Origin of the sequence: Rhizobium beringeri, assembly GCF_004306515.1 — a bacterium.
GTDB classification, from domain to species: Bacteria; Pseudomonadota; Alphaproteobacteria; order Rhizobiales; family Rhizobiaceae; genus Rhizobium; species Rhizobium beringeri.
The window spans coordinates 482166-500872 of record NZ_SILG01000004.1; the positions used below are offsets into that span (position 1 = coordinate 482166).

The 18707-nt window shown below is 61.4% G+C and carries 18 protein-coding genes; 2 read left to right on the plus strand and 16 right to left on the minus strand.

Features of this window, described 5'->3' with window-relative positions:
• Position 1 precedes the first annotated feature (1 nt).
• Genes ELH03_RS31865 through ELH03_RS31875 form a run of 3 tightly spaced genes read right to left on the minus strand, consistent with a single transcriptional unit; the run spans position 2 to position 3202 of the window.
• Positions 2-928: an ABC transporter permease gene (locus ELH03_RS31865; protein ID WP_064654449.1), complete on the minus strand. Its 927-nt coding sequence runs from the start codon at positions 926-928 to the stop codon at positions 2-4.
• Positions 928-2055 (minus strand): ABC transporter permease, encoded by a 1128-nt coding sequence (locus tag ELH03_RS31870; protein ID WP_130767356.1) that lies wholly within the window; start codon positions 2053-2055, stop codon positions 928-930. The genes ELH03_RS31865 and ELH03_RS31870 overlap by 1 nt, the downstream gene beginning before the upstream one ends.
• A gap of 19 nt (positions 2056-2074) precedes the next feature.
• Positions 2075-3202, minus strand: a complete 1128-nt coding sequence (locus tag ELH03_RS31875; protein WP_128411180.1) for a BMP family ABC transporter substrate-binding protein — start codon at positions 3200-3202, stop codon at positions 2075-2077.
• A gap of 338 nt (positions 3203-3540) precedes the next feature.
• On the opposite strand from ELH03_RS31875, the gene ELH03_RS31885 reads away from it, so the two are divergent.
• On the plus strand, positions 3541-4215 hold the full coding sequence (locus ELH03_RS31885; protein WP_027683086.1) for a GntR family transcriptional regulator: 675 nt from the start codon (positions 3541-3543) through the stop codon (positions 4213-4215).
• Positions 4216-4306: 91 nt separating this feature from the next.
• Here ELH03_RS31885 and ELH03_RS31890 read toward each other — a convergent pair whose 3' ends face one another.
• From ELH03_RS31890 to ELH03_RS31910, 5 genes are all read right to left on the minus strand, one after another.
• Positions 4307-5104, minus strand: a complete 798-nt coding sequence (locus ELH03_RS31890; protein WP_128400749.1) for an ABC transporter ATP-binding protein — start codon at positions 5102-5104, stop codon at positions 4307-4309.
• 11 nt (positions 5105-5115) lie between these two features.
• Positions 5116-6009 (minus strand): nitrate ABC transporter permease, encoded by an 894-nt coding sequence (gene ntrB, locus ELH03_RS31895; RefSeq protein ID WP_128400750.1) that lies wholly within the window; start codon positions 6007-6009, stop codon positions 5116-5118.
• Between the two features lie 58 nt (positions 6010-6067).
• The gene (locus tag ELH03_RS31900) at positions 6068-7381 is read right to left on the minus strand and encodes a CmpA/NrtA family ABC transporter substrate-binding protein (RefSeq protein WP_128411178.1); all 1314 of its coding nucleotides are present in this window, start codon (positions 7379-7381) and stop codon (positions 6068-6070) included.
• Positions 7382-7849: 468 nt separating this feature from the next.
• Positions 7850-8854, minus strand: a complete 1005-nt coding sequence (locus ELH03_RS31905; RefSeq protein WP_128411177.1) for an inorganic phosphate transporter — start codon at positions 8852-8854, stop codon at positions 7850-7852.
• Complete coding sequence (locus ELH03_RS31910) at positions 8854-9498, minus strand: DUF47 domain-containing protein (protein WP_027683091.1); 645 nt, start codon at positions 9496-9498, stop codon at positions 8854-8856. The genes ELH03_RS31905 and ELH03_RS31910 overlap by 1 nt, the downstream gene beginning before the upstream one ends.
• A gap of 96 nt (positions 9499-9594) precedes the next feature.
• Between ELH03_RS31910 and ELH03_RS31915 the strand changes: the two genes are divergently transcribed.
• Complete coding sequence (locus ELH03_RS31915; protein WP_128411176.1) at positions 9595-10128, plus strand: NUDIX hydrolase; 534 nt, start codon at positions 9595-9597, stop codon at positions 10126-10128.
• A 67-nt stretch (positions 10129-10195) separates the two neighbouring features.
• Here ELH03_RS31915 and ELH03_RS31920 read toward each other — a convergent pair whose 3' ends face one another.
• Genes ELH03_RS31920 through ELH03_RS31955 form a run of 8 tightly spaced genes read right to left on the minus strand, consistent with a single transcriptional unit; the run spans position 10196 to position 18381 of the window.
• A complete protein-coding gene (locus tag ELH03_RS31920) occupies positions 10196-11107 on the minus strand; it encodes an ABC transporter permease (RefSeq protein ID WP_003555568.1) in 912 nt (303 codons plus the stop codon).
• Complete coding sequence (locus ELH03_RS31925; RefSeq protein ID WP_128400754.1) at positions 11104-12204, minus strand: ABC transporter permease; 1101 nt, start codon at positions 12202-12204, stop codon at positions 11104-11106. The genes ELH03_RS31920 and ELH03_RS31925 overlap by 4 nt, the downstream gene beginning before the upstream one ends.
• Positions 12204-13724 carry an ABC transporter ATP-binding protein gene (locus ELH03_RS31930; protein ID WP_128411175.1) on the minus strand — a complete coding sequence of 507 codons (1521 nt, stop codon included), beginning with the start codon at positions 13722-13724 and terminating at the stop codon, positions 12204-12206. The genes ELH03_RS31925 and ELH03_RS31930 overlap by 1 nt, the downstream gene beginning before the upstream one ends.
• 3 nt (positions 13725-13727) lie before the next feature.
• The gene (locus ELH03_RS31935; protein ID WP_128400756.1) at positions 13728-14825 is read right to left on the minus strand and encodes a BMP family ABC transporter substrate-binding protein; all 1098 of its coding nucleotides are present in this window, start codon (positions 14823-14825) and stop codon (positions 13728-13730) included.
• Positions 14826-14851: 26 nt separating this feature from the next.
• Positions 14852-16231, minus strand: a complete 1380-nt coding sequence (locus tag ELH03_RS31940; protein WP_128411174.1) for an amidohydrolase — start codon at positions 16229-16231, stop codon at positions 14852-14854.
• Position 16232: 1 nt separating this feature from the next.
• Complete coding sequence (locus ELH03_RS31945; protein ID WP_128411173.1) at positions 16233-16892, minus strand: glutathione S-transferase family protein; 660 nt, start codon at positions 16890-16892, stop codon at positions 16233-16235.
• Positions 16889-17734, minus strand: coding sequence for an aromatic ring-hydroxylating oxygenase subunit alpha (locus ELH03_RS31950; RefSeq protein WP_128400759.1), 846 nt, complete (start codon positions 17732-17734; stop codon positions 16889-16891). The genes ELH03_RS31945 and ELH03_RS31950 overlap by 4 nt, the downstream gene beginning before the upstream one ends.
• Complete coding sequence (locus ELH03_RS31955) at positions 17731-18381, minus strand: Rieske 2Fe-2S domain-containing protein (RefSeq protein WP_128400760.1); 651 nt, start codon at positions 18379-18381, stop codon at positions 17731-17733. Before ELH03_RS31955 ends, ELH03_RS31950 begins: the two co-directional genes overlap by 4 nt.
• Positions 18382-18707 lie beyond the last annotated feature (326 nt).

Below are 18707 nucleotides of genomic sequence, written 5' to 3' on the forward strand. Positions count from 1 at the left end.
GTTATTTCGTGAGCGACAGCGCACCCGGCGCACCGGCGAGCGAACGGGTGGGCGAGGAGGTGGCGATCAGGATGATGAGGGTGAGCACGTAAGGCGCGGCGTAAAAAAGGTAGTAGCCTTGCGTGACGCCGACCGATTGCAGCGCCGGGCCGAGCGCGCCAGCACCGCCGAAAAGCAGGGCAGCGAGAAAGCAGCCGATCGGATTCCAGCGAGCGAAGATGACGAGAGCCACCGCCATCAGGCCCTGGCCCGACGAGATGCCTTCGTTCCAGGAGCCCGGATAGTAGAGCGAGAGATAGGCGCCGCCGATTGCCGCCAGCGAACCGCCCACTGCCGTTGCCAGCAAGCGAACCCGGTCCGGATGGATGCCCATGGCCCGGGCCGCGTCGGTGCTGTCGCCGACGACGCGCAGGATCAGGCCGATGCGGGTGTTCTTGAAGGCCCAGAACAGGAAGAGGGCAAGTGCCGCGCCGATGAAGAACAGCACGTTGATATTGAGCGCCGCCTGGACTTGCGGAGTGCTCGACCAGCCGCCGAGCGGGATCGAGGGCAGTTTCGGGGCAACCGGCTGGATGAAGGATTTGCCGAGGAAGAACGCCATGCCGAGACCGAACTGCATCATGGCAATGCCGATGGCGATGTCGTTGACCTTGGGGAATTTGCAGATCCAGCCGTGTATGAGGCCGAAGATCGCGCCCGCCATCATTGCGGCCAGCACGCCGAGGGTCGGGGAGCCAGTCATGACGGCCACCGCATAGGCCGTCATAGCGCCGAAGACCAGTGTGCCTTCGAGGCCAAGATTGATGCGGCCGGAGCGTTCGGTGATCGTCTCGCCGAGGCTGACGAAGATGAAGGGCGTGGAAACGCGGATGGCGCCGGCGAAGATCGCCAGCGGCACGCCCCAGATGCCGATGCCTGTCTCTTCCATCAGAGGCTCCTTTTCCAGAGGTCGGGATTGAAGATCTTGAAGCGGCCGTAGAAGGTCTCGCAGAAGAGAATGACGATGAAGAGCGTCCCCTGCAGCACCAGAACCGTCGCATCCGGCAGGCCCATGCGCCGCTGGATGAGGCCGCCCGAGGCGTCGATGCCACCGAGCAGGATCGCGACCGGAATGATCGCCAGCGGATTGTGCCTGGCGAGGAAGGCGACGAGGATACCGGTATAACCGTAGCCGGCGGCAAGCGAGGCGTTGGCACTTCCCTGCACCGCCGCAACTTCGATCATGCCCGCCAGACCGGCAAAGCTGCCGGCAAGCGCGGTAAATCCGGCAATCAGCTTGCCCACCGGCAGCCCCTGGATCTGCGCGGCGCGCACGTTGCCGCCGGCGATGCGGGCGGCAAAACCATAGCTCGTCGCCTCGATCGCGATCCAGGAGATCATGCAGGCGAGGATGCCGATGACGAGGCCCCAATGCACGTCCATGCCGGGAATGTTGCCGAGCATGTAGTCCGCCGGCAGCGGCCTGGTCGACGGCTTGTTGAGGCTTGCAGGATCGCGCAGCACCCCTTCGACGAACTGGTTCATCAGGGCGATGGCGATATAGGAGAGCAGCAGCGACGAAATGGTTTCATTGACGCCGCGATAGTGCCGCAGGAAACCGGCAAGGCCGATCCAGATGCCGCCGACCACCATGGCAGCGATTGCCATCAGAATGAGAGTGAGGAAAACAGGCGCGGTGCCGGCGAGCGGCAGAGCCATGGCTGCGGCGGCAACGCCGCCCAGCACGACCGCTCCTTCCCCGCCGATGATGACGAGGCCGAGACGGGCGGGCAGGGCGACGCAGAGTGCCGTCAGGAGAAGGGGTGCGGCACGACTTAAGCTGTTCTGCACCGAAAACCAGCTGCCGAAGCCGCCGGTATACATCAGTTGGAAGAGGGTGGCCGGCGACTTGCCGACCGCCAGGATGAAGAGGGAGAAGAGCGCAAGACCGATCAGGATGGCCGCGAGGCCGATGACAACAGGCTCGGCTCGCCTCGCGATCCATTCGAGGACGGGGCGCAGCGAAGCCGGTTTTTCCACGATGGCTATTGCGGGATCATTGGCCTCTATGGTCATGGCGCTTCTCCCTTCGCGTTTACGCTGTGGACCCGACGACGCCCTCGACCAGATAATTCATGCTCTCGAGCTCGATCGCGTCTTCGGCGTAGCTCTTGTCGGCAGCCACGACAGTGTCGCCCTTATTGTCCTTCAACGGACCCTTGAAGACCGAGAAGCCGCCCTTCATCATCTCCGCCTGCGTGGTTTCGAAGGTCTTGCGGCCCTCCGCGGACACGGCGGGGCCGAGCGCGCTCATCTTCACGAAGCCGTCCTTCAGGCCGCCGCGCACGAAGTTGCCGAGCTTTTCGCCGGCCTGCGCCTTCTTGACGAAATCGCTATAGACGTTGCCCCAGGCCCACTCGGCGCCGGTAAGGTACTTTTCAGGAGCAAGCGGGCTCTGGTTGGCGTGATAGCCGCAGACGAAGGCACCGCGGCCGGCAGCCGTCTCGACGACCACTTTGGGGCTGTCGACGTGGCAGGTGATGACGTCGGCGCCCTGGTCGACCAGCGCATTGGTGGCTTCGGCCTCCTTGACGGCAAGCGACCATTCGCCGGTGAAGATCACCTGGCAGGTGATACCAGGATCGACCGCGCGCGCGCCGAGCAGGAAGGCGTTGATATTCTGCAGAACCTGCGGGATCGGCTTGGCGGCGACGAAGCCGATCTTCTTGCTCTTCGTCGCATGGCCGGCGGCGATGCCGTTCAGATACTGGCCCTGGAAGATATAGCCGAAATAGGAGCCCGTATTGGCCGGGTTCTTGCCTTCCTGCCAGAGACCGCCGCAGTGCCGGAACTGGATGTCGGGATGTTTAGCGGCCACGGCCAGCATGTGTGGGTCGAAGTAGCCGAAGGAGGTCGGAAAGAGCAGGGTCGCGCCGTCCAGGTTGATCATGGATTCCATCGTCTTCTGGACGTCGACGGTTTCCGGCACATTCTCTTCTTCGACCAGCGTCACGCCCGGTAGCGCCTTGATAACGGCCGCACCTTCCGCATGCGCCTGGTTGTAGCCGTAGTCGTCCTTGGGGCCGACATAGATGAAGCCGACGGTCAGCGCGGTTTGGGCTGCGGCGGAGGAGCCGATCAGGCCGGGCATGGCGCCGGCGAGTGCACCGGCAGCGGAAGCCTGGAGAAAATTGCGGCGGTTCATGGAAAGGAGTTTGGTCATCGGAATGCTCCTTGCGGCGCTGGGCCGGTTGTGAACAGGTACAGAAAAGTGCATGCAATGCATGTGCCAGAAATTAATCTATTGTTTTTTATAGTTTATCTGTCACGACAAGATTTGCGTATTGCAAAGTGCATGCAGATTGATCGAATCTTTGCGCAAAAAGTAATCAATAGATATTTCTTGTTCATTGTGACTGCGCAGTTGGCATAAAGTCGGATTTCCTGAGGTGCTCGTGCATCAGAAAGCGAAAATTTAACAATATCTTCGCCACTAGATTTGACTTATCGAGTCTCGAACCGCATCTGTATGCAGAATGTTGACGTGAGCAGATTCGTATCGTGAAGCAGACTAGGCGCAGAGAAGTGATCCGTACCGGAACCACCGTCGAACAGATGGTGCGAGCGATTGCCGACATGATCGTCACGGGTGAAATCCTGCCCGGCGCGAAGTTGGACGAGGTGTCGCTCGCGGTTCGTTTCGACGTTTCGCGCACGCCGGTACGCGAGGCTCTGCGTGAGCTGGGCGCCATGGGATTGATTGCGCGCGAGCCAAACCGCAGTGCCGTCGTTACCAATGTCACCGAGGCTTATCTGCATTCGATGTTCGAAGCGATGGCCGAACTCGAAGCGATCTGCGCCAGGCTCTCGGCCGAGCGTATGACGGTTGACGAGCGGCGCGCGCTGGAGTTGGAGCATCGGGCATCGGTGAGGCTGGTGCATGCCGGCGCGGAAGAGGAATATTCGGCTCACAATACCGAATTCCATACCCGGCTTTATCGTGGCGCGCATAATGATCATGTCTTCGAGATGGTGACGCAGACGCGGGCGCGGCTCGCGCCCTTTCGGCGGGCGCAGTTCCGTCTGCCTGGACGTCTGGCAAAATCCTATGAGGAGCACGGCCGGATCGTGACCGCGATCATGCGCGCGGACGCCGCGGCCGCGGGGCAGGCGGCATATTCCCATGTGGAAATTGTCAGCGATGCCAGCGCGGTATTTGCAACGCCCGGGGAGTAAAGAGGGCGCAACGCCTAAAATCAGGCGCTGCCGGACCCGCCACGAAGACTAAAAATCACGGCCGGCAAACGCCGAGGTTATTTCCCGGTTTCTACTCCGCCGCTTCGATGAAGCGGTGACGTTCATAGAGGAACTTCAACACGGCTTCACGGCATTTGAGATATGTCCGATCAGAGGCGAGTTCGATGCGATTGCGGGGACGGGACATGGTCACATCGAGCACTTCGCCGATGCGGGCCGCCGGGCCGTTGGTCATCATGACGATGCGATCGGACAGCAGCACCGCTTCGTCGACGTCATGGGTGATCATCACCATCGTATTGCCAAGCCGGGCGTGGATTTCCATTACCGCGTCCTGAAGATGGGCGCGGGTCAGCGCATCGAGCGCACCGAAGGGCTCGTCGAGCAGCAGGATCTTCGGCTCCATTGCAAGCGCGCGGGCAATTCCGACGCGCTGTTTCATGCCCCCGGAAATTTCCGAAGGCCGCTTATCCCTGGCATGTGCCATCTGCACGAGGTCGAGGTTGGCCATGACCCAGTCGTGCCGCTCGGCCTTGGTTTTCGTTCTGCTGAAGAGTTTGGAGACGGCGAGATTGACGTTCTCGTAGACCGTCAGCCAGGGCAGGAGCGAGTGGTTTTGGAAGACGACGGCGCGCTCCGGCCCCGGTCCGTTGACCTCTCGGTTTTCAAGGAGCACGGCGCCCGCCGAAACCGGCGTCAGGCCGGCGATGAGGTTGAGGAGAGTGGACTTGCCGCAGCCCGAATGGCCGATGATCGAGACGAATTCGCCCTCGGAAATCGTCAGGTTGATATCCTTCAGGACCTCGGCGCGCACGCCGCCCCGATCGAAATGTTTGTCGATATGATCGAGCTTAAGATAGCCGTTCATAAATACCTTCCTCAGTTGGCCATGGCGCCGCGGGTGATAAGTTTGCCGAGCGCAGCCACCAGCTTGTCGAGAGCGAAGCCGACGATGCCGATATAGGCGAGCGCGACGATGATGTCGGAAAGGCGCGACGAGTTCCACGCGTCCCAGATGAAGAAGCCGATGCCGACGCCACCAGTCAGCATTTCGGCCGCGACGATGGCAAGCCAGGAGAGGCCGACGCCGATCCTGAGGCCGGTGAAGATGTAGGGCGCTGCCGAAGGCAGCATGATCTTCCAGAAAAACTCGAACTGGTTGAGGCGCAGCACCTCGGCGACATTGCGGTAATCCTGCGGGATATTGCGGACGCCGACGGCGGTGTTGATAATCACCGGCCAGATCGACGTGATGAAGATAACGAAGATCGCTGAGGGGTTGGAATCCTGGAATGCCGCGAGCGACAGCGGCAACCAGGCGAGCGGCGGAACCGTCCGCAGCACCTGGAAGATCGGATCGAGACCACGCATCGCCCAGACCGACTGGCCGATGATCGCGCCGATGACGACGCCGGCGACCGCGGCAAGGCCAAAGCCATAAACGACGCGCTGCAACGAAACGAGCACGCGCCAGCCGAGCCCGATATCCTGGGAGCCATAGTTGAAAAACGGATAAGCGATCAGGTCAAAGCTATCCTGCCAGACCCGATGCGGCGAGGGCAAAGACGCATCCGCCGATGAACAGAGCACCTGCCAGACGAGCAGGATGAGTGCCAGCACGACGACCGGCGGAACGACATTGCGAAGTGCGGTCAGTGCCGCTCGACGAAAATCGATCCGCGATCCGTGCTTGCCGGAAAATGGCAGAACCTTTGCCGCAGGCTTGGCAGAGGCGGTCATGGAGGGATTTTCTTTATTTGCCAGGGCGGACATCAACGCGCTCCTCACGTGAATGAAAGGCCGGCGCGCCCGTCGCGCGCCGGCGGCGGGGTCAGGCGACAGCCTTGATCGAAAGGCTGTCGAGATAGGCGGAAGGATTTTCCGGGTCGAAGACCTTGCCGTCGAAGAAAGTCTCCTTGCCGCGAGAAGACGATGCGGGAATATCGGCCGCCGCGACGCCGAGATCCTTGGCGGCTTCGCGCCAGACGTCTTCGCGGTTTACCTGGTTGACCAGCGCCTTGATGTCGGTGCTCGCCGGCAGATTCCCCCAGCGGATGTTCTCCGTCATGAACCAGGTATCGTGGCTCTTGAACGGGTAGGAGGCGCCGTCCTTCCAGAACTTCATATAGAGGTCGGTGGCCTTGACCTCGCGGCCGTTGCCATAATTGATGTCGCCCTTGAGGCGGCCGAGTACGTCCTTCGTCGGGACGTTGAACCATTGGCGCTTGCCGAGAATGTCAGCCATCTCCGCCTTGTTGTCCATGCTCTCGCACCACTGCTGAGCCTCCATGACAGCCATCAGCAGGGCCTTGGCAGCATTGGGATTCTTTTCGATCCATTCGGCGCGCAGTCCGAGCGCCTTTTCAGGATGACCCTTCCAGAGCTCACCGGTGGTGGCTGCGGTAAAGCCGATGCCCTGGTTGACGAGCTGCTCATTCCACGGTTCGCCCACACAGAAGACGTCCATGTTGCCGACCTTCATGTTGGCAACCATCTGCGGCGGCGGCACGACGATGGTCGAAACGTCCTTGTTCGGATCGATGCCGCCGGCGGCGAGCCAGTAGCGGATCCAGAGGTCATGGGTGCCGCCCGGGAAGGTCATGGCGGCCTTGATCTCCTTGCCCTCCGCCTTCTTTTTCTCGAATGCCGCCTTCAGCTTGGAGGAATCGAGCTGCACGCCGGTTTCGGCATATTCCTTGGCGACGGAAATGCCCTGACTGTCGAGGTTGAGGCGGGCGAGGATTGCCATCGGCACCGGCTTATTGTTCTGCGTCACCTTGCCGGTATGCATGAGATAGGGGAGCGGCGACAGGATATGGGCACCGTCGATGCCGTTTGCCGCGCCGCCCAGCACGAGATTGTCACGGGTCGCACCCCAGGATGCCTGTTTGGCCACATCCGTTTCCGGAAGGCCATGCTTGTCGAAGAAGCCCTTTTCCTTGGCGATGATCAGCGGTGCGGAATCCGTGAGCGCGATAAAGCCGAGCTTGACACCTGTCACCTCAGGTCCTGCCCCAGCTGCGAAGGCGCCGGACGGAAAGGCGGTCTTGACGGCGCCGATGAGGGCAGCCGCTGCGGTCGTCTTGAGCATGTTGCGGCGGGTCATGCCGGTTGTTGAAATCCCAGTCTGCAAATTCTTTGTCATGCGCAGGTTCCCTCTGCTGGCTGAATTTGGACACAAAAAAACGCCGCCGGAATTTGCGTCCAGGGGATGAGAGAATCCCGGATTGCAAAGACCTTGCGACGTCGGTGTCTAATGTAGGCGCTTATGCCGCGCCTATCCGCACCAGTCGCCGTTGACCGATGCGTCTCAGAACCTGCAAGCAGCGTGCCAATTTCGAGAGGAATTGGTAACAGCATGAAGTAAAAGGAGAAATGGTAAGAATTAACGAATGCCTATTTCTTAGGCTTTTTATTTTCTGCTTCCGTTTTGTGCGATTGCTAACGTAGTCGCAGTCATGGGAGCGCTCTATTTGTGCAGTGCACGCAATATCGAAGCTGCGATGACGCAGACGGCAGAATGGATTCTGCCCGCTTTATTCGTCGGTATTTGCCAACGGCAAAGCTCAAAAGGGAAGGGCAAGTGTGGCGATTGCCTGGCCATCACCTCATTTCATCGCAGCAAAGATACGAGGCCGTAGAACGCGGCGGATATTGCTGCAGCCGCCGGCATCGTTACGATCCAGGCTATCACGATGTTGCCGGCCAATCCCCAGCGCACGGCTGAGACACGACGCGCCGCGCCCACTCCGACGATTGCTCCGGTGATGGTATGCGTCGTCGAAACGGGAATACCGAGCCACGTCGCTCCGAATAGTGTCAAGGCTCCGCCCGTCTCTGCGCAGAAACCTTGCATGGGGTTGAGCCGGGTGATCTTCGACCCCATGGTGTGAACGATCCGCCATCCGCCAAAGAGCGTACCGAGAGCCATTGCCGACTGGCAGGAAATGACCACCCAGAAAGGCACGTAGAATGTCGGGCCGAGATATCCCTGGCTGAACAAGAGCACCGCGATGATGCCCATCGTCTTCTGCGCATCGTTTCCGCCGTGGCCAAGCGAATAAAGCGAAGCAGACACGAACTGCATGATGCGAAATGTGCGATCCACCGCAAACGGCGTTTGCCGGACGAATAGCCAGGAGACGGCGAGCACCAGCACCAGGGCAAGCAGGAAGCCGATGGCTGGCGACAGGAAAATGGCACCGACGGTCTTTAGAAGGCCGTTCCAGACAATCGAGCTGAAGCCCACCTTGGCAAGACCGGCCCCCACCAGCCCACCGACAAGCGCATGCGACGAGCTCGATGGAATCCCGAAAATCCAGGTGAGGATATTCCAAATGATCGCGCCCATGAGTGCGGCGAAGATCACTTGAGGCGAAACGATCGCAGGATCGATGATGCCGGTCCCCAGCGTTTCGGCCACGTGCAGGCCGAAGAACAGGAATGCGATGAAATTGAAGAATGCCGCCCAGGCGACCGCATATTGCGGCCGCAGGACGCGGGTCGATACGATTGTGGCGATCGAATTGGCCGCATCATGCAGACCGTTGAGGAAGTCGAAGAACAGTGCGACAACGACCAGGCCGACCAGCAGCGGCAGAGCGAGGGAGGCATCCATCAGACGTTCTCGATGAGAATGCCGCTGATTTCGTTCGCGACATCCTCGAAGCGGTCGACGACTTTCTCCAGCTCTCCGTAGATCTCGCTTCCGATCATGTAGGCCATCGCATTGCCGGCGGCGCCATGACGCAGAAACAGGTCCTTCAAACCCTGGTCGTGGAGATCGTCGGAACGTCCCTCCACTCGGGTGACCTCCTCCGCGATGGCCGCGAGACGCTGCGCATTGGCTCCCAATCTGTCGAGGAGGGGTATCGCTTCCGCGACAAGGTTTGCCGCCTTGACGATTTCACTGCCCATCTCCTGCATGAGCGGATCGAAGCTGGATTGCTCGAACAAGCGGATCGTCTTGACTGTCTTGTGCATCATGTCGATCGCATCATCCATCGACTGAATGAGGTCCTTTATGTCACCTCGGTCGAAGGGCGTGATGAAGCTTCGTCGAACGGCAAGAAGAACGTCACGCGTGACGTCGTCCGCCTCGTTTTCCAATGCGACGATTCGTTCGCAGTTTTTCTCAACGTCATTGCCCTTCAGGAGTTGATCGAGGGCGTGCGCCGCGGCAACGACGGTCTTCGAGTGCTTGGAAAACATTTCAAAGAATCTGTCTTCCCGTGGCATCAGCTTGCGAAAAATGCTCATCATGCCTGGGAACCTTCCTCGTGCGGCCGATTGTCATAAATCTGTCATAAACACGCTCAGGCAATTGAAGCAACAAGCAAATTCGGCAACTCAATCGATATGACACCTAGCAAAAAAGGCAGCAAGCCTCGACCGGACAAGTCCCAGCCACTGCTGCGGCAGCTCGCTGCTGTTCCTGAAGTGCTGTTCGCTGGTGCATTCCGTCAACAATACGGCGCTATTTGCTTCCGTCACGGCACTGCCGGATCCGAGCTCGAAATCCTGGTGATCACGTCTCGCGAGAACGCACGCTGGGTCATCCCGAAAGGATGGCCGATGAAAGGGAAAAAGCCTTTCGAAGCAGCAGCAATCGAGGCCTGGGAGGAGGCCGGCGTGCGCGGGGTGGTGAAGAAGAAGCCGGTTGGGCGCTATACTTATCTGAAAGAACTCGACAATGGCGATGTGGCGCCCTGTATCGTCGATATGTTTCAGATTGAAGTCACGGAAATCAGCGGCGATTTCAAGGAGCGGGGTCAGCGTATTCTCGAATGGGTCAGCCCGGACGAAGCGGCACGACGCGTTCGCGAGATCGAACTCAAGTCGCTGCTCGTCCAATTTGAGGCGCGCGGTCGCAAGAAACGCGATCGCGGCTGACCACGGGCTTTTTCGCCGGCGCGTTACGTAGGCGTTTGATCCCGAAAACCGCTTTCCGCACTATACTCTATCGCTCGAATGGTTCGCCGAGCGAAGCGACACCGTTCAGTTTCAGCAGGCGACGGTCGGCGGAAATAATGCCGAGCACGATGATCGTGACGAGATATGGCAGGCTCGAGAGCAGTTGCGAAGGCACGTCCAGTCCGGTTGCCTGGGCTGCAAGCCCCATCAGCGAGACCGCGCCGAAGAGGCAGGCGCCGAGGAAGATACGGCCGGTGAGCCAAGTCCCGAAGACGACGAGGGCGATGGCAATCCAGCCGCGCCCAGCAATCATTCCATCGGCCCAGAGTGGTGTATAGACTACGGACGCATAGGCGCCGGCGAAACCGGCCATCGCGCCGCCGAAGGCGATGGCGAGGACGCGGACTGAGACTACCGAGTAGCCGATGGCATGGGCGGCCTTCGGGTTCTCGCCAACGGCGCGGACGATGAGGCCAAGCTTGGTGTAGGCAAATATGGCCCAGAGAGCGAGAGTCGCGACGAGCGAAATCCACACGACGATGTCCTGGACGAAAAGGCCGCCGACAACCGGCAATTCCGAAAGCCCGGGAAGGGCGAGCTTCGGAAGTCCCCTGACCGTGAGGCTTTCATAGGTCTTGCCGAAAAGCGCGGAGAGGCCTTGGCCGAGAATGCCGATGGCAAGGCCCGCTGCCACCTGGTTTGCCCGGAAACCCAGCGTGACGAAGGCGAAGAGCAGCGAAAGGACAGCGCTGCCGAGCCCGGCTGCGACGAAGCCCAGGAGATGTCCACCGCCCTGGTAGACGATAATGAAGGCGAGCACGGCACCGAAGGCCATCAATCCCTCGACCCCGAGGTTGAGAACGCCGGCGCGCTCGGCCACCAGTTCGCCGAGTGCTGCCAGAAGAAACGGTGTCGCAGCCGCAAGCATGCCGGCAAGAATGAACTCGATGGCGTTCATGACGGGCTCCGATGGGCAGCGCGGCGCCATTCAAGGCGGTAGCGCACGAAGGCGACGGCGATCAGGTAGGCGAGCAGCAGACTGCCCTGGAAGACACGGACAGCGGCGATCGGCAGGTTGGCCGAGACCATGGCATTGTCGCCGCCGATATAGATGACCGCCATGACCAGCGCCGAGATCACGATGCCGATCGGATGCAGGCCGCCGAGATAGGCGACGATGATGGCCGCATAGCCATAGCCGCTCGCGACCGAACGCTGCAGCTGGCCGAGCGGGCCTGCGACTTCGGCGGCACCGGCAAGACCGGCCGCAAAGCCGCCGATCAGCAGCGAAAGCCAGATCGCCCAACCTTCCTTGAAGCCGGCATAGCCGGCAGCCCGTGGCGCCAGACCGCCGACCTGCAGTTTGTAACCGATGAAGCTCCTCTGCATGAAGACCCAGGCCGCAACCGACAAAGCGAGCGTGATGAGGAATGAAACATTGACGCGGGTACCGGCAATCAGGGTCGGCACCATCGCATCATACTGGAACATCACCGACTGGGGGAAGTTGAAGCCGTTCGGATCCTTCCACGGGCCGAGCAGCAGGTAGTTCAGCAGCTGCGCCGCAACCAGGCTCAGCATCAAAGAAACGAGAATCTCGTTGGCATTGAGGCGTACGCGCCAGAAGGCGGTGAGAGAAGCCCAAAGTGCGCCGCCGATTGCGCCGAGCAGCAGCATTGCCGGCCAGATCCACTGACCCGTCGCTTGCGGAAACCAGACCGGAATGGCAGAGGCGAAGATCGCGCCAAGAATGAACTGGCCTTCGGCGCCGATGTTGAAGACCTTGGCGCGAAAGCCGATTGCCAGCCCCTGTGCGATCAGAAGGAGCGGGCCTGCTTTTAAAAGCACTTCCGAAAAGGACGCCCAGGAGAGGAAAGGCTCGAAAAGCATCGCATAGACAACCGCGACAGGGTCGCGGCCCATCAAGATGTAAAGGCCGAGGTTGAGCGCGATCGCTATGACAAGTGCTATGACGGGCGCGATCAAGGTCGCGGCAAGCGAAGCGCGCTCCCGACGGACCAGGGTGGGAACGAAAGCAAGGGACCAAGCACTCATCACTGGACTTTCTCGGGCGAGGCTTGTGCCCCGATCATGTATCGGCCGATCTCCTCGGGCTTCGTGTCTCGCGTAGCGAGCGGCGGGCTGAGCCGGCCGTGATGCAACACCTGGATGGAATCGCAGAGCTCGAACAGTTCTTCCAGCTCCTCGGAAATGACGAGGATCGCCATGCCCTGATTGCGCAAGGCGACCAGACGGCTGCGGATGGCGGATGCGGCGCCGATATCCACGCCCCAGGTCGGCTGCGCCAGGAAAAGCAATTTGGGAGACAGCATGATTTCGCGGCCAACGATGAATTTCTGCAGGTTGCCGCCCGATAAAGTGCCGGCTTCCGCATCCGGGCCGGGTGTGCGCACATCATACTGACGGATGCAATCCTCGGTGAACGCCAACGCCCGCGCCCTGTCGACAAGACCGTGCCGCAAAAGCTTGAGCGGATGGGCGGTCAGCAGGCTGTTGAGGGCGAGCGACATTTCGGGTACGGCGCCGCGTCCGAGCCGGTCTTCCGGAACGAAGGCAAATCCGAGCGTCCGCCGCGCGGCGGCATCGAGCCTGCCAACATCCATCCCCATCATGTAGATCCGGTCGCGTTGGTCGCGCCCCAGCACCGTCTCACCTGAAATCAACGCGGCAAGCTCGCTTTGGCCGTTGCCCGAAATACCGGCGATCCCGAGGATTTCGCCGGCACGCACTTCGAGGCCGATGCCGGAGAGCAGCACTGCGAAGGGATCGTCGGGCTGATAATCCAACCCGATGATCTCCAGCCGCTTTTCCCCGCCAGACAGCGGCAGCGCCGAGATGGGGGCGGGCATGTCGCGGCCGATCATCATGCGGGCAAGGTCATGGGCATCATGTTCGCGCGGGTCGACATCCCCGGTCACCCGTCCGCCGCGCAGGATCGTCGCCCGGTCACAGATCGCCCGGATTTCCTCGAGCTTGTGGGAGATCAACAGGATGGAAACGCCGCCGTCGCGCAGCCGGCGCAGCGTGTCGAACAGCTTTTCCACCAATTGCGGCGGCAGGACGGAGGTGGGCTCGTCGAGGATCAGCAGCTTCGGATTGGTCATCAGGCTTCGGATGATCTCCACCCGTTGCCGCTCGCCGACGGACAGCGCATGCACATGGGCGAGCGGATCGACTTCGAGGCCGAACTCCCGTCCAAGCGTCCGAATGCGTTCCTTGAGCTCAGCCTTGCGGCCCGGCACGACCAGCCGAATATTCTCCAGGACGGTCAGGGTCTCGAACAGCGAAAAGTGCTGGAAGACCATCCCGATGCCGTTGCGCCTCGCCTCGGCAGGGGAGGCGAGGCGCAACGGTTTTCCTTCCCAGACGACATCCCCGTCGTCCGGTTGCTCGACGCCGTAGATCAGCTTCATCAGCGTCGATTTTCCCGCCCCGTTTTCGCCGAGGATCGCATGGATCGATTGCGGCGCCACGTCCAGATCAATCGCCTGATTGGCGTGGATCTGGCCGTAACTCTTCGAAATGCCGCGCAGCGACAGGAGCGGGGTCGTCATGGCTTATTTCGGCAGCGGCGTGGACACGCCCTTGACGTGCCAATTCATGGCGATGATCTCGGCGTCGGCCATGGTTGCGCCGGATGCGACACCTTCGCTGCCGTCGGCCTTGGCGATCGGCCCGGTGAAGGGCGAGAAGCTGCCGTCGGCAATCTTCGCCTCGATCTCCTTGATCTTGGTCATCACGTCAGCCGGAACATCCGGGTTCCAGTCGACCACTTCGACGACCTTGTCGGCGACGCCGAGGAACGCATTGGCGCCCTTGAACGTGCCGGCGAGATGGGCGTCGACCGATGCCTTGAAGAAAGGTGACCAGTCCGTCGAGATGCATCCGAGATAGGTTTTCGGTGCGTATTTCTTCATCGAGGAGTTGAGGTTGAAGGCGTAGACGCCGGCTTCCTCGCAGGCCGAGATGACGGACGGCGTGTCCTGGGCGTTGGAGAAGATCACATCGCACTTCTGCGCGATCAGGGCTTTGGCGGCCTCCTGCTCCTTGGCCGGGTCGAACCAGGAGTTCACCCACACCACCGAGACCTCGATATCCGGCTTGACGGCCTGGGCGCCGAGGGTGAAGGCGTTGATGGACGTGATCAGTTCGGGAATCGCGAAGGCGGATACGGAGCCGAGCTTGCCGGTCTTGGAGAGGGCTGCGGCAGCCATGCCGAGCAGATAGGTGCCCTGGAAATATTTGGCGGCGAACGGCGAGAAGTTCGGAGCGACCTGGAAGCCGGAGGCGTGCAGAACCGTGACGCTCGGATCGCGGCGTGCGATCTGCAGGGCGCCGTTCTGATAGCCGAAAGAGCCGGCGACCAGGAACTTGTTTCCGTCGGCGACGGTCTTGTTCATGATGCGGTCGGCGTCCGGGCCTTCCGCGATATTCTCGAGCACGGTGACCTTCACCTTGTCGCCGTAAGCGGCCTTGATCGGCTCCAGACCGGCGGCAAGTGCATGCCCCCAGCCGACGTCGCCGATCGGCGACGGGACGACGAGCGTGATGCCGAGCGGTTCGTCGGCGGCCAAAGCAAGGCGGCTGCCGAGCACGCCGGCAAGGCCGGTGGCGGCAGCGGCCGTCATCAGGTTTCTGCGGGTCAGTTTGGTCATGTTCTCAGTTCCCTCTTTTGGTTTTTTTAAAATTCCACGGCGGATAGTGCGGCCTCGGCATCGGCTGACAGCTTGGCCTCGTCGAGACCGGGGAATTCGCCCTTCTGCCAGACGATGCGGCCATTGATCATGGTCATGTCGGTCGCCATGCCGATGCCGACGCGGGCAATCAGGCTCAGCGGATCGTGCCGCGTGCCGACATAATCCATACGGCGAGTGTCGATCGCAAACAGGTCAGCGGCCATGCCGGGCGCCAGCCGGCCGATATCACGCCGGCCGAGCAGGCTGGCGCCCCCTGACGTGCCGTAGCCGAGGAAATCGACCGGCGGCGGCACGGGATGGGCGCGGCCGGAGGCGACGAGGCACTGCAGCATGTAGCCGGAGTGCAGGCAGTGCATCAGGTTGGAATTGTCGTTGGAGGCAGCACCGTCGCAGCCGAGGCCGATGCGCAGGCCGAAGGCGGCCATGGCGGGAATGTCGGTGACCTCAGCGCCGACCAGATAGACAGGCTCCGGGCAGTGCGCGACGCCGGTGCCGCTGGCAGCCATCTTCCTGAGTTCGTCGTGGGTGAGCTCCCAGCAATGGGCATAGAAGGCGTCGGGCCCGGCAAAGCCAAGTTCTTCCAGATAGTCGACCGTACGCATGCCGTGGCGAGCCTGAATGACCGGGCTTTCGCCTTCGCCGACATGGGTATGCATCATGACGCCGCGATCGCGCGCCAATGCCACCGATTCCACGAAGGTCTCGCGATAGCAGTTCACCGGCTGGCAGGGCGCGACCACGACCTGGCGCATGCTGAAGGGGCTGGTATCGTGGTAGCTCTCGATCAGCCGGGCGCAGTCGGCGATGAACTCGTCGGTCGTTTCCAGCATTTCGTCGGGAATGGTCGAGCCTTCCGACTTCGGCAGGGTATTGCCGCCGCGGCCGGCATGGAAACGCATGCCGAGCAGTTCGGCCGCCTCGAACTGACGGTCGATCAACCGCTTCCCGGCATGCCGGGGGAAATTGTACTGGTGGTCGAAGGCCGTGGTGCAGCCATGCTTGATCATCTCGGCCATCGCCGTGACGGAGGAGTGGTAAAAGCACTCCTCGTTGAGCTGCGAAAAGATCGGGTAGATGCGGTCCAGCCACTCGATCACCGAGAGCTTCGTCCAGTCGAGATCGGCGCGGTTGCGCACGAAGCACTGGAAGAAGTGATGATGGGTGTTGACGAGACCGGGATAGACAAACCAGCCGGCAGCATCCTGAACGGCCGTGCCGACAGGCAGTGCGTCCGCCTCCAGATTTTCGCCGATCGCCACGATCGCCGGACCGCTGGTCAGGAGATCGACATTGCGATGAACGACCGGCCCCTTGCCCTCGTCGACAATCACGGCTGCGCAGTTCTTCAGGAGATATCCAGCCATCTCACGCCTCGCCCGGTTCGATTTGAGGTTCGGGCTTCAACTCGTGCAGCCGGTGAATGCCTGGCATCTCGATAAACTTGTCGAGGGCGCGCAGCGCGCGGGACCAGAGCCGGATGGCGGGATAAGCATCCAGCGTGACGCCGCCATCGGGCGCCAGCGCCACATAGGGAAAGCAGGCGATGTCGGCAATTGTCGGCCGGTCGGCAGCGAGGAAACGCATGCCGCGAAGGCCCTGCTCGACAAGCCCGGCTTCAAGCTCGCGAAGGGCGGCGATGCCCTGGGCCTGCAGAGCGCCAATATCGCCCGGCCGCAACAGCATTTCATGGAGCCGTGCTGCCCCGAGGTTTGCCGTCAGCCGGCCGGAGAATGACAGCCATTGCTGCACCCGCGCCGCTTCCTCGGCCTTACCGCTGCCGAGCCATTCGGGTGCTGCCTTGGCGGCGAGATAGACGAGGATCGCCGACGATTCCGTCAGGATCAGGTCGCCATCCTCCAGGATCGGAATGGAGCCTGCCGGGTTGAGCGCAAGCAGCTCGGGGCCGCGATGCTCGGCGCCGGGATGGAAATCCACCGGGCGCAGGTCAAGCTTCACGCCGATCAGCGCCGCCATCAGGCGCACCTTGTAGCAACTGGGCGAGAGAATGTAGTCGTAGAGCTTCATTGCGCCACCAGCTGTGCGCCGTAGGTATAGTTGTGACGCTTCAGCCAGCGCCGGTAAGCGATCGATGTCAGATCGGCCCGCGTCGGGATTTCCATGCCGGGGTCGAGCGGCAACAGCCGCGGTATCTGGTTTTCGAGGATCGAACGGTCCTGCAGAAAGATTGTCTGCTGGAAATGGATGAGGTCGGTCATCGCGGTTTCGTCGTCGAAGAGCGCCATCCATGGCCAGACGTCGCAGAGGTCCTCGGCCAGCGGCTGCACGAAGAGCGTGATGACATCCCATTCGCTCGGGCGCGGCGGGCAGGTCTTGTAAAGCACGGAGCAGGTGGGGGCCGGCACGCGGTACATGTATTCCGTCGTGATCCCGCCGCTTGCCGACTTGGCGGCCTGCGGCTGGTAGAATTTCACCTGCGTTGCCCAGACCTCGTCTTCTTCCTCGCGGATCTCGACCTTGTAGTTCTGGACCTCGGTGTGCGGCTCTGCGCCGAGAATGTCGGTGTGGACGAAGGGGAAATGGGCGATGTCGAGAAAGTTCTCGACGGCACGCAGGGGCGAGCAGCGCACCCGCACCACGCCGACATCAACGAAGCGGCGGCCGGGCTGGTCAGCCTCGGGAATGGGGAAAAGTTCCTTCTTCGGCTCGCCGAGGGAGGACCAGACATGACCGTAACGCACACGAACCGGCAGAACGCGGCCATCGCCGCCCGTCACCTTCGCATTGCCATCGGCATCGCAAGCCACTTCGATCGGCTCGCCCATCAGCGCCGTCGTGCGACCTGCGCTGTCGAGCTGGCTGAAAAGCCCGACTGGATACCATTCGTCGATCATCGCCTGCATGGTCATTGCGCGATCTCCCTCTGAAGACCCTCAGCCCGGCGACGCAAGCTCTCGGCGACCCGTGAGGCGCCGATGCCCGCCGCGGGGTCGGTGTCAGCCTTCAGCAGCACATGGATCAGCGTCTGTCCGTCTTCCCAAGCGGATAATAACAGACAGACGGCCCCGGTGGATGCGTCGATCTCGACAAGACCGTCAGGGCTCGCCTTCGCACCGGCCGCCGCCTCGATCGCCGCGATGCCGGCGAACGCCGTCAGCGAACGCAAGGGAGCGAGACCATCAAGCCTCGGCGGCTTCGAAGCGGGCGTACCCACAGCCACCCAGATCACGTTATCTGTTTCCTCGACGTCATGGGTGGCGACGCGAATGGTTTCCGGTGGCGTCAGCCCCGGATGGGCCGGAATGCGGAGACAGTTTCCGGCCTGGCCGTAGCTCCACCCGTGATAGATACAGGAGAGCGTCTCGCCGCGCACGAAGCCGTGGGACAAGCGCATGCCACGATGCGGACAACGATCCGCCGATGCCGATATGCGCCCCGAAGCGCTGCGCCACAGGGCAATCGATCCGGCTGCCGTCCGTGCCGGTATGACGGTTCCGGCCGGCAAATCCCGGGACAGGGCGACTGGCGTCCAAAAGCCGGTCGTAGCGGATGGCATGACTAGAGTTCCCAAACAAAATCATATGCTTGCCGAGCACGTCCCACCTCGGCATCGAGGCAATTCCGCTCAACCTTATCAGGTTTGCATAATTATTTCGCATTGGCAACAATGAGTAAATAATATGCACGGGGGAAATGTGCCACAGCCCGGCACTAGGTCCTTTCGCCGCTGATCGCCGTCCGATCTATCCTCTCGACCCATACGTCGATGGGCCCGAGAGAGCATCCCATCTCCATCATGTCGATGAGTTCCTCTGGCCCAGCAACCTCAAGTTCAATCCGCATCGAACTCGTATGAGATATGGTGTGCGAGAGCCCAAGCTT